Genomic DNA, 13,947 nt, shown 5'->3' with positions numbered 1-13,947 from the left:
ACCTGTCTCGCGCAGGCCTGCCCGGATGACGGCTATTGCTTGAGCGAGCCGAGCGTCAGCCCGCGGACCAGATGGCGCTGGACCAGCAGGATGAAGATGAAGGCCGGGACCATCGCGACCGCGCCCAGCGCGGCCATGTTGCCCCATGCGGTGCCGGTGGAGGTGACGAATGTGCTGCTCACCACCGGCACGGTCTTGAGCGAGGTCTGCGTCAGCGTCAGCGCGAACAGGAACTCGGTCCAGCTGAAGATGAAGCACAGCACCGCGGTCGCCGCGATCCCGCCCTTGGCCATCGGCAGCACGATGCGGCGGAAGATCAGCCAGCGCGAGGCGCCGTCGATCAGCGCGCTCTCGTCGATCTCGGCGGGGATGTCGTCGAAGAACGACTTCATCAGCAGCACCGCCAGCGGCAGGTTCATCAGCGCATGGACGAGGATGAGCCCCAGATGGGTGTCCATCAGCCCGGTGTCGCGGAAGATGAAGAACATCGGGATGGCGACAGCCACGGGCGGCATCATGCGGGTCGAGAGCACCCAGTTGACGAAATGGTGCCGGCCGCGGAACGCCATGCGGCTCAGCGCATAGGCCGCAAGCGTGGCGACGGCGACGGCCAGCGCGGTGGAGAACAGGCCGACGATCAGCGAGTCCAGCAGCCGCGGCGCCATGTAGAAGTTGCCGCCGCCCGGCAGAACCTCCTGCTGGCGCAGGAAGCCGAGCGATATCCCGAACACCTCCTCGAAGTTGCGCAGTGTGACGTCGAAGGTCCAGACGCTCGGCGGCTGGTTGAATATCTCGTAGGCCGGCTTGAACGCCGTCGTCACCCAGAAGAATATGGGGAAGAAGAAGACGCCGACGGCGAGCCACGCCGCGATCTGCCGGAGCACCGAGGTCGAGCGGGACCAGCGCATCACCAGCGCACCTTGGCGAGCCATATGAACAGGTTGGCCATAACCAGCACGATGACAAGCATCAGCAGGCTGAGCGTCGCGCCGTAGCCCCACTTGATGAAGCTGAAGGTCTGCTGCCAAGCGTAGAGGCTCAGCGTGTAGGTCGCCTCGCCGGGCCCGCCCGAGGTCATCACGAAGATGTAGTCGAACACGCGGAACAGGTCGATGCCGCGGATCAGCACGGCGACGGCGATCACCTTCGCCATCATCGGCAGGGTGATGCGGGTGAACACGGTCCACCACGAGGCGCCGTCGAGCATCGCGGCCTCGTAGGGCTCCGGCGGCAGCCCGCGCAGCCCGGCGAGGAAGATCAGCACCATGAAGGGCGTCCACTGCCACACGTCGGCCAGCAGCACGCCGGCGAGCGCGAGCGAGGGCGTCGCCAGGATTGGCGTGGCGGGCGTGAGCAGGCCGACGGCGTTCAGCAGCCACGACAGCACGCCGAACTGCGGATCCTCCATCAGCAGGAACATCATGCCCGTCACCGCCGGGGGGATCACGAGGGTCAGCGTCAGCAGCCCGCGCAGCAGCCCGAAGCCGGGCTCGTCGGCGTCGAGCAGCAGCGCCAGCGCCATCCCCAGAACCAGTTGCAGCGCCAGCGCCGCGAAGAAATAGATGAACGTGACCGTCAGCGACGACCACATGCGGGGGTCGTTGAAAAGCTGGATCCAGTTGGCCCAGCCGACATATTCAACCCGGCGACGGAAAGAGGCGTATTCATGGAAGCTGAGCCAGACGTTGTAGATCAGCGGGTAGATCGCGAACACGACGAGGATCGCCACCAGCGGCAGCAGCCATGGCGCCGGATGGTCCGACAAGAACCAGCGTCGATGCGGCGTAACGGCGGCCACGCGTCCTCCCCATCTCCGCGCGTGACGGGGCCCCTGAGCGTCCTGCCCATGAGCATTTGCCGCGCAGTTGTTCTTTTGAACATGCTTGCTATCGTGGCGGAGGATTGCAAGCCCTTTCGGAGCGCCCATGCGGTTTGAGCCCATGACCGACGCCGCCGGCGAGGCGGCCGACGAGCGCCGGGCGCGGGCGGCGCATCTCTATTTCGTGCTCGGGCTGACGCAGCAGGCCGTCGCCGAGCGCATGGGCCTCAACCGCATGAAGGTGAATCGGCTGCTGGCCGAGGCGCGGGAGCGCGGCGTCGTGCGCATCCAGATCACGGCGAGGAACGCCCGGCGGCTGGTGCTGGAGGGCTGTCTCGCCGAACGCTTCGGCCTCTCCTTCGTCGCGGTGACGCCGGCCGAGACCGCGCCGGGCGCGCAGCTATCCGAGATCGTCGGGCGCTACGCGGCGCAGGCGGTGCAGCCCTTGCTGGCGCAGGCGCGCACCGTCGCGATCGGCTGGGGCGTGACGCTGAAGGCGCTTGCGGCCGCCACCGAGCCGGCGCCCGTCCCCGGGGGGGCCGTGGCGCCGCTGCTCGGCTCGCTCTCCAAGCGCTCGACCATCGACCGTTTCGAGGCGTCCGGCATCCTCGCCGAGCGGCTGGACGCGGAGTGCTTCCACATGCCCGCGCCGGTGATCTGCGACAGCGCCCGCTCGCGCGAGATGATCCACGGCCAGTCGATCGTGAAGGAGGTGCTGGCGCGCGCGGCCGCCGCCGACATCGCGCTGATGAGCTGCGGCGGGCGTCGGTCGAGCACCCTGCGGGCGATGGGCTTCGTGAGCGAGGCGGAGATGGCGGAGCTCTCCGCCGCCGGCGCCGTCGGCAACTTCCTCGGCTATTTCTACGACGGCGAGGGGCGGATCGTCGACCACCCGATCAACAGCCGCGTCGTCGGCCTTCACCCGGACGCCGCGCGCCGGCTCAAGGTGCGGGTGATGGTGTCGGGCGGGCCGGACAAGGCGGCGATGCTCGGCGTCCTGCTCGCCCATGGCTGGTGCACGGGGCTCGTCACCGACGAGGTCACGGCGACGGCGCTGCTGGCCTGAGCCCGGCCGGCCGCGTCAGGCGTGGAACGGGCGGACGTCGCTCGGCGGCGCGCGGTCGAGCCGGCTGCGGAGGGCCGCTGCACGCAGAGGCGGTCAGTCTGATTTGCTTCCGGCGGCGTCGCGATCCGTTCGCCCGCCGTCCTTGTTGCGCTCGCTATGCGCCGTGCCCTTTATGCGCTCCATGTCCGCAAGCAGCAGCCGCGTGATGGCCTTCGCGTTCTGAAAATCGATGAACGACGCCTCCTCTTCGTCGACGTAGGCTTTCCAGAGGAAGTTATACCGCTCGAGAAGATGCGCGTAGTTGTTGTGCAGTTCGCCCGAGGAGGCCATCTCGCCGGAGAAGTTGCGAAAGCCGTCATAGGCGGCGGCGGCCGATGCGATCACGGCGGCGATCGCCGCGATGCGCGAAAGAGGCGCTCCCCCGACCTCCACCCCGTCCGCGGCGACCACGTTGATGCAGGCGACAATCGCCGACAGGACGATCAGGGCGGTCTTCGACCAGTGGCGGTAGAGCTTGTTGCTTTGATGCCTCGCGCGAAACTGCCGGGCGTTCGCCTCGGCGGCGGCGAGGATCGAGCGGAACTCGTCGGCGATCCACTTCATGCGCCGGGCGCGCTGCTCGGGGCCGAGCGCCGCAAAGGCGGCGTGCGCGAGATCCTCAAGCCCCTGCCTTTCCGGAAACGCCTCGCTCACGCCGCGCCCGCCTATGTGCCCGCGGCCGTCAGACCACGATGGCTTCGCGGTCGCATTTGCAGCGCGCGTTGCCGGGCCCCTCGGGCATGCTCGGGTCGAAATCCGGGTTGGGACGGCACTTGAAGCCGCGCCCCTCGCAGTCGCCAACGCAATGCCGCTTCACCTCGGAGGTGTAGGGCGCCGAACCGAACTCGCCACGGCCCCAGAACGCCTTCCTGACAGCGAGTATGTGGACGGTCTTGGCGCTGCAGGCCTGCGCCAGGCTCTCCCAGTAGGCGGCGTCGGCCATGCGGCCCGTTTTCTGGGTGGCCGACACGACAAATGCGTGCGCCTCGGCGTACTCTGTCGGACTGAAGTAGAAGCCGTTGTTCTTGTCTTTGACCACCGCGAGAATATACTCGCCAGCGGCGGGCAGCCCTTGGCGCGGGTAAAAGTTCGTCGGCATCGTTCACCTTGTCAGACGGTCGATCATCGCCTTGGAGCGCGCGTCCGACACTGCGTGGTCGAGCGCCGTCAGGTCCAGGTCGTCGCGCGCCCCCCGGTCGGCTCCAGCATCGACCAGAAACGACACGATTTCATGACGATCTTCCGATACCGCCTTGATCAGCGGCGTCCAACCTATCGCGTTGCGCGATTCCAGCGCCCCGGTCGTCGTCACCGCGACGCGCAGCCTGGCCAGATCGCCCGCCTCGATCATGTCAAAAATCTTGCTCCGCACCATTTGTCCTATGCCCCGCTCATGCACCCCAAGGTGTTGTTTGATTTGGTCAAACAATACCCCAAATATTGATACGACACAAAATAATTTCGCACTAAAGGCGCATGAAAGCGCTATCTGTTTACTGCGACTCGCAAATCCGGCGCGCCTCTCCGCTCCCGGCGGCGCCGCGCTGGACAGGCGGCGACGCCTCGGGTCACAGTCGACCCCGCCAACGACGGCGCGCGGCGGAAGGCTGGCGCCCGACAGGAAACACGGAGGTCACCCATGCGCGTCACAGTCGCCACCGCCGCCATCGCCCTCGCCGCCGCGACGCTCGGCCCTGCCGGGGCCGCCAGCGCCGACGTCCTTGCCGACGTGAAGGAGCGCGGCGTGCTGCGCGTCGGCGTCAAGGCGGACTACCGCCCCTACGGCTTCCTCAACGCCGAGGGCGAGATCGTCGGCATCGAGCCCGACCTCGCGCAGGACGTGGCGGACGATCTCGGCGTCGAGCTTGAGATGATCCCGGTCGTCTCGTCCAACCGGATGCAGTTCCTGGAGCAGGGCCGCATCGACCTGATGATCGCGACGATGACCGACACCGAGGAGCGGCGAAAGGTCGTGCGGATCGTCGATCCCAACTACTACTCCTCCGGCACCAACGTGCTCGCGCGCAAGCAGGTCGGCCTCAAGGAGTGGAGCGACCTCGAAGGCGCGCCGGTCTGCGGCATCCAGGGCGCCTTCTACAACCGCAAGACCGAGGAGGAGTTCGGCGCCGAGATCGTCGCCTTCACCGGCACGGCGGAAGCGCTGACGGCGCTGGAGCAGAACCGCTGCGTCGCCTTCGTCTATGACGACGCGTTCATCGTCTCGCGCCTTGGCGAGGCGGCCTACGCCGATTTCGAGATGCCGCTCGACACGATCGACGACGCGCCCTGGGGCCTCGCCGTCGCGCTCGGCGAGGACGCCTTCGCCGACTACATGTCCGAGGCCATCAAGGGCTGGCACGGTTCGGGCCGCATCCTCGCGCTTGAAGACGAGTACGGCGTGCCGCACACGCCCTTCTCGGTGAAGATGCACGAGACCTACCGGACCGGGGGCTGACCGGCGGGGCCGCTCCACGGGGCCGCCGCCGGCATGGACTGGCTGGCCGACGCCGCCCGGTCGCTGAACGAGGCGACCGGGATCACCCTCACCTATCTCTACGACGGCTATGACGGCGGGCGGTTTCTCGAGGGGATCGTCAACACCGTCCTGCTGTCGCTGGCCTGTCTTTCGGCATCGCTGGTGATCGGCGTCGTCGGGGCCTTCGCGCGGGGGGCGAAGTCAGCCGCGGTGCGCTGGCTCGTCGGCGGCTACACCGAGCTTTTCCGCAACACTCCGCCGCTGGTGCAGATGTACTTCCTGTTCTTCGGGGTGGGCGCGCTGCTGCCGACGGTGCAGAACCGCTGGGGCTTCGAGGAGCCGATGCTCGGCGCCTGGGCCTGGGCGATCATCTCGCTGAGCTTCTTCGCCGGCGCCTTCAACGTGGAGATCTTCCGCTCCGGCATCGAGGCCGTGCCGCGCGCGACGGTCGAGGCGGCGGAGAGCCTCGGCTACACGCGGCTCCAGATCTACCTGCATGTCGTGCTGCCGCTGGCGTTCCGCGTCTGCCTGCCGGCGCTCAACAACAACCTCGTCAATCTCGTCAAGACCACGACGCTCGCCTACGCGATCGCGGTGCCCGAACTGCTCTACATGTCGAACCAGATCTGGTCCGACAGCCTGAACGTGCCGGAGATGATGGTGACGCTGCTGCTGCTCTACGTCGGCCTAGTCGGCGTGCTGGTCTGGGCGATGCACCGGTGGGAGCAGGCGATGCGCATCCCCGGCTTCGGCCGGAGCGCCGCATGAACGGGCGCGCGATGCCGGTGCTGCCGCCCGCCGCCGAGGCGCTGGCCGCCCGCGCGGCGGTCGAGCGCGCCCAGGGCGGGGCGGCGCCGCGCCTGCGCCTGCGCCACGGGCTCGTCCTGGGGCTGCTCTGGGCGGGCGCGGCGATGGCGCAGGACGCCGCCGGCGAGACCGCCTTCGCCGCGCTGATGCGCTGGGCGCCGCTGCTGCTGGAGGGCTTCGGCTTCAACATCCTCATCAGCTTCTTGGCGATGGCCTTCGGCACCGGCGCCGGAGCCTTCCTCGGGCTGGGGCAGATCGCGCCGTCGCGGGGGCTGCGGGCCTTCTCCGTCGGCGTGACGCAGTTCTTCCGCAATGCGCCGTGGCTGGTGCTGCTGTTCTTCTGCATGTTCCTGCTGCCCTTCGAGTTCGTGGTCCTCGGCGCGACCATCCCGTTTCCCGACTGGGTGAAGGCGGTCATCGGCCTCGCGCTGCCGGTGATGGCCAACGTGTCGGAGATCCTGCGCGGGGCGGTCGCGTCGATCCCCTCAGGCCAGTGGGAGGCCGCCGAGAGCCTCGGCTACACGCGCCGGCAGACGCTGTGGCGGATCATCCTGCCGCAATGCGTGAGGCGGATGCTGCCGCCCTGGATGAACCTCTACGCGATCCTGACCATGGCGACGGTGCTGGCCTCCATCGTCGGCGTCGCGGAGATGATGACGCTGACGGGCCGTGCGCTGGCGGCGGAGAACCGCGCCGACCTGCTGCTGAGCTTCTACGGCTTCGTGCTGATCTGCTTCTTCGTCTACTGCTACCCCATCGCGCTGCTAACCCGCCGGCTGGAGGCGCGTTTCGCGGTGGCCGGATGAGCGCCGGGCGGACGGGCGAGGTGGTCGTCTCCCTGCGCGACGTCCGGAAATCCTTCGGCGACGTCGAGGTGCTGCGCGGCGTCTCCTTCGACGTCAGGCGCGGCGAGGTGGTGTGCGTGATCGGGCCGTCCGGCTCCGGCAAGTCCACGCTGATCCGCTGCGTCAACGGTCTGGCGAAGGTGAACGGCGGCTCGATCACCGTGATGGGGCGCGAGGTCAACGACCCGCGTCTCGACGTGCTGGCGCTGCGCCGCTCGGTGGGGATGGTGTTCCAGCAGTACAACCTCTTTCCGCACCGCACGGCGCTGCAGAACGTGATGATGGCGCAGGTGACGGTGCTGAAGCGCCCGAAGGCCGAGGCCGAGCGCGTCGCCCGCGCGCTGATCGCCAAGGTGAAGCTGGAGGGCAAGGAGGATGCCTATCCCGGCGAGCTTTCGGGCGGCCAGCAGCAGCGCGTCGCCATCGCCCGCAGCCTCGCCATGAATCCGGAGGTGATGCTGTTCGACGAGGTCACGGCGGCGCTCGACCCCGAGACGGTCAAGGAAGTGCTCAACACGATCAGGCAGCTCGCCGCAGACGGCATGACATGCATCCTCGTCACGCACGAGATGGGCTTCGCGCGGGAGGTCGCCGACCACATCTATTTCACCGACCGCGGCGTGATCGTGGAGCACGGGCCGCCGGCGAGCTTCTTCGCCGAGGCGTCGGACCCGCGGACGCGCGAATTCCTCGGCCAGATACTCTAGCGGGTTCTTTCCGGTCCGGGCCGGGCCGGGCCGGGCCGCGCTCAGCCCAGCGCGTCGAGAAGCCGGACGAGGCCGAGGGTGATCGGCGGAAACGCGACGAGGAGCGCGATGCGCGCGATGTCGGTCGTCACGAAGGGCAGCACGCCGCCCCAGGTCGCGCGGATCGGCGTCTCCCGCGCCATCGCGTTGATGATGAAGAGGTTCATCCCCACCGGCGGGGTGATCAGCCCCACCTCCACGACGATCAGCACGAGCACGCCGAACCAGAGGCCGAAATCGTCCGGGCTCATGCCGAAGTCGAGCGCCAGCATGATCGGGAAGATGATCGGCACGGTCAGCAGCACCATCGACAGCGAGTCCATCACGCAGCCGAAGACGAGATAGAACAGCAGCACCAGCGCCAGCGCCAGCCACGGGTCGAAGCCCTGGCCGCCGACCCAGGCCGCCGCGATCTGCGGCAGCTGGGTCAGCGCGAGGAAGCTGTTGTAGAGCCCGGCGCCGAGGATGATCAGGAAGATCATCGCCGTGGACGACGCCGTTCCGAGGATCGCGTCGCCGAGCCCGCGCCATGTCAGCGCGCCGGAGGCGAGCGCCGCCAGCCCCGCGCCCGCGGCGCCGACGGCCGCCGCCTCTGTGGGCGTGAAGACGCCGAGATAGATGCCGCCGACCACCAGCAGGAAGATCGTCGCCACCGGCCAGACCGAGGCGAGCGTCCGCAGCCTCTCCGCCCAGGGCGCGCGCGGCCGCACCGCGGCGTCGTTCGGCCAGATCCTGACCCAGACGGCGATGGCCCCCATGTAGCCCAGCGCGGCGAGGAGGCCCGGAACCAGCGCCGCCACGAACAGCTTCTCGATGTTCTGCTCGGTCAGGATGGCGTAGATCACGAGGATAACGGATGGCGGGATCAGGATGCCCAGCGTCCCGCCGGCGGCGAGCGCCGCCGTCGCCAGCGAGCCCGGATAGCCGTAGCGGCGCAGTTCGGGCAGCGCGACCTGCCCCATGGTCGCCGCCGTCGCGAGCGAGGAGCCGCAGATCGCGCCGAACCCCGCGCAGGCGCCGATGGCGGACATCGCGACCCCGCCCCTGCGGTGGCCGAGAAAGCTCTCCGCCGCGCGGAACAGCGCCGCCGACATCCCCGAAAGGGTCGCGAACTGCCCCATCAGCAGGAACAGCGGGATGATGGAGAACGAATAGTTGGAGAACGTGCCGTAGCTCAGCGTCTTGAGCTGGTTCAGCGTCATCATCGGCGCGCCGGTCACGAGCCACGACCCTGCGAAGCCCGTCAGCAGCATCGCCAGCGCAATGGGAACCCGCAGGAAGATCAGCAGCAGGAGCGCCGGGAAAGACCACAGCGCAAGTTCGACGTCAGTCATCGGCCGCTTCCCGGTCGGCGCCGTCGCCGCCCCAGAGCGCCCGCGCCGAGCGCAGCGCGCAGAACGCCGCGACCAGCGCGAAGCCGACCGCGCCGACGAGGCAGCCGGCATAGGCCGTCCAGACCGGAACCTGCAGGATCAGCGTCGTCTCGCCGTAGCGCGCCTTGTCGAGCAGCCCGAGCCAGAGCCGCCACGCCCCGGCGACGGCGACGACCGTCATGGCGAGGTCAGCGATCAGGTCGATGGCGCGGTTCGCAGGGCCGGGCAGGACGGGCGTCAGCAGCTCCACGCGCGCATGGCCGCCGTTGAGCTGGCGCCAGGGCAGGAATGCGAAGACGGCGACGGCGACCCCGATTTCGGTCAGGTCGTAGATGCCGGCGATCGGCCCGACGCCGAGGCCGAGCGGCGCGAGCGCCCGGCCAAGGATCGAGACCGTGGTCGCCAGCGTCAGCGCCAGGAGCGCGGCTCCGCCGAGATAGGCCATGGCGCGCGCAAGCAGGTCGGCGGCCCGTTCTAGTCTGGCGTACATGGGTGCGGGCCTGTCTCGGGGCGTCGGGCGGGCGGGAGGCTCGTGCGGGCGACGCGCGGGCGGCCCGCCGCCGTCACGCCCGGTTCGCGGCGATCAGGGCGCGCGCGCGGGCGATCAGCGCCCGAGCGTCGATCCCGGCGGCTTCCTGCTCCTCGATCCAGCGCGCGACCACGGGAGCCGAAGCCTCCTTCCAGCGGGCGACCTCGGCGGCGTCGAGCCGGTGGATGGCGTTGCCGGCCTTCTCGGCGATCTCCCGCGCCGGCGCGTCGGCGGCCTGCATCACCTGCGCGGCGAAGGCCGAAAGCTTCGCGCCCGACTCCGCGTCCACCACCGCGCGAAGCTCGTCGGGCAGCGACGCATAGCGCGCCCGGTTCATCGCGAGAACGATGGTGGCCGTATAGAGCGCCTCGGGGCCGGTGAATTCGGTATGGTTGCGCACGAGTTCGGCGATCCTGAGCCCCGCGGTCACTTCCCACGGAATGACCGTCCCCTCGATGACGCCCTTCGACAGCGCCTCGGGCACCGCCGGCACCGGCATGCCGATGGGCGTCGCGCCAAGCTCGCCGAGAAGCCGGGTGATCATGCGGGTCGGGCCGCGCAGGGTGCGGCCCCGCATGTCCTCGAGCCGCGTCAGCGGCGCGCGGGTGTGGATGACGCCGGGGCCGTGAACCCAGGCGCCGAGCACCTTGAGGTCGGCGAACTCGTTGCGCTGGAAGTCCGTCTCCACCATCTCCCAGAACGCCAGCGATGTGGCGACGGGGTCGCTCATCATGAAGGGCAGCTCGAAGACCTCGGAGCGCGGGTATCGTCCGGGCGTGTAGCCGACGAGCGACATGGAGAGATCCACCACGCCGTCGCGCGCCTGATCGAGCAGCTCGGGCGGCCGGCCGCCGAGCGCCATCGCGTCGAAATGCCGGACCGAGATGCGCCCGTCGCTCGCCGCAGCGAGGCGCTCGCCCCAGGGCTTCAGGACGCCCGCCGGGATCGTCGAGATCGGCGGCAGGAACTGGTGCAGGCGGAGCGTCGCCTCCTGCGCGCGCAGCGCGCGCGGCAGGGCGGCCGTCGCGATCGCGGCCGGAACGGTCCTGAGAAGCGTGCGGCGATCCATCGCTGGTCTCCCTTGGGTTATTTCATCCGCGCGCTGGCGGCGCGGCTCGGATCGTCTGTCGCAGGTGCGTACTTAATTTCCAGGCGCCAGCGGCGCCAGCGCTTTCGCGTCGCCGGGGCTGGTCGGTCCCGCCGGTCCCGCCTGGCGTCGCGAAGCGGATCGCCGGCGGTCGGCGCCGCGGGACGCGGGACGCGGGACGCGGTGGGCGTGAAGCTGCGCGCCGCGGCTTGGCCAGTCGCGGGACGACGGCTAGCTTCGCCGCCGGGCCGCATGGCGACGGGGCCGGGCCGCATGGCGACGGGGCCGGGCCGCATGGCGACGGGGGATCTCGGGCATGAACATCGACGGGAGCGTGGCGGTCGTCGTCACCGGCGGCGCGTCCGGGTTGGGCGCGGCCGCGGCGGCGGCCTTCGCGGCGCTGGGTGCGCGGGTGACGATCTTCGATCTCGACGCCGAGGCGGGGACGGCCCGCGCCGCGGCTCTCGGCGGGCTCTTTCACCGCGTCGACGTCGCCGACGCGGGCTCGGTGGCGGCGGGTCTCGACGCGGCGGAGGCCGCCCACGGCGTCGCGCGCGTGCTGGTCAACTGCGCCGGGATCGCGCCTGCCGCCAGAACGGTCTCGCGCGGGGCGCCGCACGATCCGGCGCTGTTCCAACGGGTGATCGCCGTGAACCTTGTCGGCGTCTTCAACTGCGCCTCGCAGGCCGCGGCCCGGATGGCCGCCGCCGAGCCGGTCACGGCCGACGGCGAGCGCGGCGTCGTCGTGAACACGGCCTCGGTCGCCGCCTTCGACGGCCAGATCGGCCAGATCGCCTATGCCGCCTCGAAGGGGGCCGTCGCCGCGATGACGCTGCCGATGGCGCGCGATCTCGCCGACAAGGGCGTGCGGGTCTGCGCCGTCGCGCCCGGCCTTTTCGCGACGCCGATGCTGGAGGGATTGCCGCCGGAGGTGCAGGCGTCGCTCGGCGCGCAGGCGCCCTTTCCGGCTCGGCTCGGCGCGCCGTCCGAGTTCGCGGCCCTAGTGCGCCACATCGTCGAGAATACGATGCTGAACGGCGAGGTCATCCGCCTCGACGCCGCGATCCGCATGGCCCCGCGCTGAGACGTCGCCGCGACGCAGTGCGGGCGCCGCGGGCGGGCGGATCGGCGGCGGCGTTCCGACCGAGGCCGCGGACTGCGGCCGCGTGACGGCCGACGGGCGAAGGTCGAACCCGCGCATCTCCGCTCCGACCTCCCGACGCCCCGACGAGGCGGGCGTCCGGCGCGCATGCGCCTGTCCTCACGAGCGCGCCTGAGCGCCTCGCCGGACGCACGGCGCAGCCGCCGGCCCGGTGTCCTCCGGGCGGCGGTCAATCGCCGCGTCGCGGACGCCTGGCCCGATCCGCCGGCGTCGCCGCTGGCGGCGCGCCGAAGCTCGCCGGGCGTTAACATTGGGGTGCTATGCGCGTCGGAGCGCGACGAGCGGCGGATTCGTGCGCGATGCGGCGCCCGGCGGTTGGCGGGCATGGGAAAGGCGTGGCGATGGCGAGCGACGGAAAGACCCGGATCGTGGTGCTGGGGGGCGGCTTCGCTGGCGTGCACGCCGCGCGCGCCCTGCGGCGCAGGCTTGGCGCGGACGCCGAGGTGACGCTGATCAACGCGACCAACCACTTCGTGTTCCAGCCCTTCCTGCCCGAGGTCGCAGGCGGCCTGATCAACGCCTCCGACGCCGTCTCGCCGCTGCGCGCGCTGCTGCCGGGCGTGCGCGTGCGCGTCGCCGAGGTCCACGGCGTCGACTTCGAGGCGAAGACGGTGACGGTGGTGCAGGGCATGAAGCGCCGCCCGATCCCCGAACCCTACGACCATCTGGCGATCGCCCTCGGCCTCGGCGCCGACCTCAGCGGCGTGCCGGGAATGGCGGACCACGCCTACCCGATCAAGTCGCTGGCCGACGCGCACCGCCTGCGCAACCGGGTGATCACCTGCCTGGAGCACGCCGACGTCACGCAGGACCGCGAGCTCAAGCGCCGGCTGCTCAACTTCGTGGTCATCGGCGCCGGATTCTCCGGCATCGAGGTCGCCGGCGAGCTGCGCGAACTGATCGACGGCGCGCTGCGCTATTATCCGCGCATCGATCGCGCCGAGGTCGGGGTGCATGTGCTCGAGTTCGCCCCGCGAATCCTCAACGAGCTGCCGGAGTCGCTGGCGTCCTACGCGCAGGCGCGGCTGGAGGCTCGTGGCGTCAGCATCCGCTGCGGCGTGGCGGCGAAGAGCCTGCACGCGCGGCGGCTGCGGCTCTCCAACGGCGAGACGATCGAGAGCGAGACGGTGGTCGCCACCATCGGCGCCGCGCCGCATGCGCTGGTGGCGGCGCTGCCGCTGCCCAACGACCGCGGCCGCATCCGCGTCGACCGCAGTCTCAGGGTCGAGGGACGCGACGACGTCTGGGCGCTCGGCGACGCGGCGCTCATCCCGCTGAAGGACGCGCCGCGCGATCGCGCCGACTGGGCCCCGCCGACCGCCCAGTTCGCGGTGCGCGAGGCGCGGCTGCTGGGCGACAACGTCGCCGCCGCGCTGGCGGGCGCGCCGCTTAAGCCGTTCGCCTACGCCTCGAAGGGGTCGATGGCCTCGCTGGGCGGGCGGCGCGCGGTGGCCACGGTGTTCGGGTTGCGGCTGTCGGGCTTCGCGGCGTGGCTGCTGTGGAAGGCGTTCTACCTGTCATTCCTGCCGGGCGTGGCGACGCGGGTGCGGGTGCTGGTGAACTGGCTCCTCGCGGCGGTGCTGCCGCGCAACGCGGTGCAGATCGACCAGAGCGCCGCGCGGGCGGCCCGCACGGTGCACTTCAACGCCGGCGACCAGGTGTTCGAGCCGGGGATGATCTCGCGCGCCTTCTACGTCATCCTGACGGGCGCGTTCGAGCTGACGATCGAGGAGAACCGCGCCCGGCGCACCCTGCGCCTCGGGCCCGGAGAGCATTTCGGCGAGCGGGTCATCCTCGGCGAGGGCGAGCGCACCGGTTCAGTGCGCGTGCTGGAGGACAGCACGGTGCTGCGCATCGAGCGCGAGGATTTCGAGCGCTTCGCACAGGGCTTCGCGCCGCTGCGAGACTATTTCGACCGGCATCTCGCCACGCGCTTGCCCGAGGACGCGCCCGGGGCGGAGGCGGTTGCGCTGCGCTCGGCTGGCTGACGACGGCCTG

At 70.3% G+C, this 13,947-nt stretch carries 15 protein-coding genes; 7 read left to right on the top strand and 8 right to left on the bottom strand.

Annotated features, from left to right (window positions below):
- Nucleotides 1–32 precede the first annotated feature (32 nt).
- The gene (locus BLW43_RS14715) at nt 33–908 is read right to left on the bottom strand and encodes a carbohydrate ABC transporter permease (protein ID WP_093254601.1); all 876 of its coding nucleotides are present in this window, start codon (nt 906–908) and stop codon (nt 33–35) included.
- Nucleotides 908–1,798: a carbohydrate ABC transporter permease gene (locus tag BLW43_RS14710; RefSeq protein ID WP_245731061.1), complete on the bottom strand. Its 891-nt coding sequence runs from the start codon at nt 1,796–1,798 to the stop codon at nt 908–910. The genes BLW43_RS14715 and BLW43_RS14710 overlap by 1 nt, the downstream gene beginning before the upstream one ends.
- 127 nt (nt 1,799–1,925) lie before the next feature.
- On the opposite strand from BLW43_RS14710, the gene BLW43_RS14705 reads away from it, so the two are divergent.
- Nucleotides 1,926–2,885 carry a sugar-binding transcriptional regulator gene (locus BLW43_RS14705; RefSeq protein ID WP_093254598.1) on the top strand — a complete coding sequence of 320 codons (960 nt, stop codon included), beginning with the start codon at nt 1,926–1,928 and terminating at the stop codon, nt 2,883–2,885.
- 93 nt (nt 2,886–2,978) lie between these two features.
- Here BLW43_RS14705 and BLW43_RS14700 read toward each other — a convergent pair whose 3' ends face one another.
- From BLW43_RS14700 to BLW43_RS14690, 3 genes are all read right to left on the bottom strand, one after another.
- Nucleotides 2,979–3,488 (bottom strand): hypothetical protein, encoded by a 510-nt coding sequence (locus BLW43_RS14700; protein ID WP_139284076.1) that lies wholly within the window; start codon nt 3,486–3,488, stop codon nt 2,979–2,981.
- A gap of 118 nt (nt 3,489–3,606) precedes the next feature.
- Nucleotides 3,607–4,023: a hypothetical protein gene (locus tag BLW43_RS14695; RefSeq protein WP_093254596.1), complete on the bottom strand. Its 417-nt coding sequence runs from the start codon at nt 4,021–4,023 to the stop codon at nt 3,607–3,609.
- A gap of 3 nt (nt 4,024–4,026) precedes the next feature.
- Entirely contained in the window at nt 4,027–4,275 is a 249-nt protein-coding gene (locus BLW43_RS14690) for an ankyrin repeat domain-containing protein (protein ID WP_139284075.1), read from the bottom strand.
- 288 nt (nt 4,276–4,563) lie between these two features.
- Between BLW43_RS14690 and BLW43_RS14685 the strand changes: the two genes are divergently transcribed.
- From BLW43_RS14685 to BLW43_RS14670, 4 genes are read left to right on the top strand one after another with little or no spacing between them, the layout of a single operon-like run.
- Nucleotides 4,564–5,379, top strand: coding sequence for a transporter substrate-binding domain-containing protein (locus tag BLW43_RS14685; RefSeq protein WP_093254593.1), 816 nt, complete (start codon nt 4,564–4,566; stop codon nt 5,377–5,379).
- A gap of 33 nt (nt 5,380–5,412) precedes the next feature.
- Nucleotides 5,413–6,168 carry an amino acid ABC transporter permease gene (locus BLW43_RS14680; RefSeq protein WP_093254591.1) on the top strand — a complete coding sequence of 252 codons (756 nt, stop codon included), beginning with the start codon at nt 5,413–5,415 and terminating at the stop codon, nt 6,166–6,168.
- Nucleotides 6,165–7,013 (top strand): amino acid ABC transporter permease, encoded by an 849-nt coding sequence (locus tag BLW43_RS14675; protein ID WP_093254590.1) that lies wholly within the window; start codon nt 6,165–6,167, stop codon nt 7,011–7,013. Before BLW43_RS14680 ends, BLW43_RS14675 begins: the two co-directional genes overlap by 4 nt.
- Complete coding sequence (locus BLW43_RS14670; protein ID WP_093254588.1) at nt 7,010–7,759, top strand: amino acid ABC transporter ATP-binding protein; 750 nt, start codon at nt 7,010–7,012, stop codon at nt 7,757–7,759. The genes BLW43_RS14675 and BLW43_RS14670 overlap by 4 nt, the downstream gene beginning before the upstream one ends.
- Before the next feature lie 41 nt (nt 7,760–7,800).
- Here BLW43_RS14670 and BLW43_RS14665 read toward each other — a convergent pair whose 3' ends face one another.
- From BLW43_RS14665 to BLW43_RS14655, 3 genes are all read right to left on the bottom strand, one after another.
- Nucleotides 7,801–9,132, bottom strand: a complete 1,332-nt coding sequence (locus tag BLW43_RS14665; RefSeq protein ID WP_093254587.1) for a TRAP transporter large permease — start codon at nt 9,130–9,132, stop codon at nt 7,801–7,803.
- Nucleotides 9,125–9,661: a TRAP transporter small permease gene (locus BLW43_RS14660; RefSeq protein ID WP_245731060.1), complete on the bottom strand. Its 537-nt coding sequence runs from the start codon at nt 9,659–9,661 to the stop codon at nt 9,125–9,127. Before BLW43_RS14660 ends, BLW43_RS14665 begins: the two co-directional genes overlap by 8 nt.
- A gap of 73 nt (nt 9,662–9,734) precedes the next feature.
- The gene (locus BLW43_RS14655; protein ID WP_093254585.1) at nt 9,735–10,769 is read right to left on the bottom strand and encodes a TRAP transporter substrate-binding protein; all 1,035 of its coding nucleotides are present in this window, start codon (nt 10,767–10,769) and stop codon (nt 9,735–9,737) included.
- A 334-nt stretch (nt 10,770–11,103) separates the two neighbouring features.
- On the opposite strand from BLW43_RS14655, the gene BLW43_RS14650 reads away from it, so the two are divergent.
- Complete coding sequence (locus BLW43_RS14650) at nt 11,104–11,871, top strand: SDR family NAD(P)-dependent oxidoreductase (protein WP_093254584.1); 768 nt, start codon at nt 11,104–11,106, stop codon at nt 11,869–11,871.
- A gap of 419 nt (nt 11,872–12,290) precedes the next feature.
- Nucleotides 12,291–13,937 (top strand): FAD-dependent oxidoreductase, encoded by a 1,647-nt coding sequence (locus tag BLW43_RS14645; protein WP_093254583.1) that lies wholly within the window; start codon nt 12,291–12,293, stop codon nt 13,935–13,937.
- Nucleotides 13,938–13,947 lie beyond the last annotated feature (10 nt).

The sequence above is a fragment of the Rubrimonas cliftonensis genome, from assembly GCF_900107585.1.
Taxonomy (GTDB): domain Bacteria; phylum Pseudomonadota; class Alphaproteobacteria; order Rhodobacterales; family Rhodobacteraceae; genus Rubrimonas; species Rubrimonas cliftonensis.
This window is presented reverse-complemented; position numbering and strand designations above follow the sequence as displayed.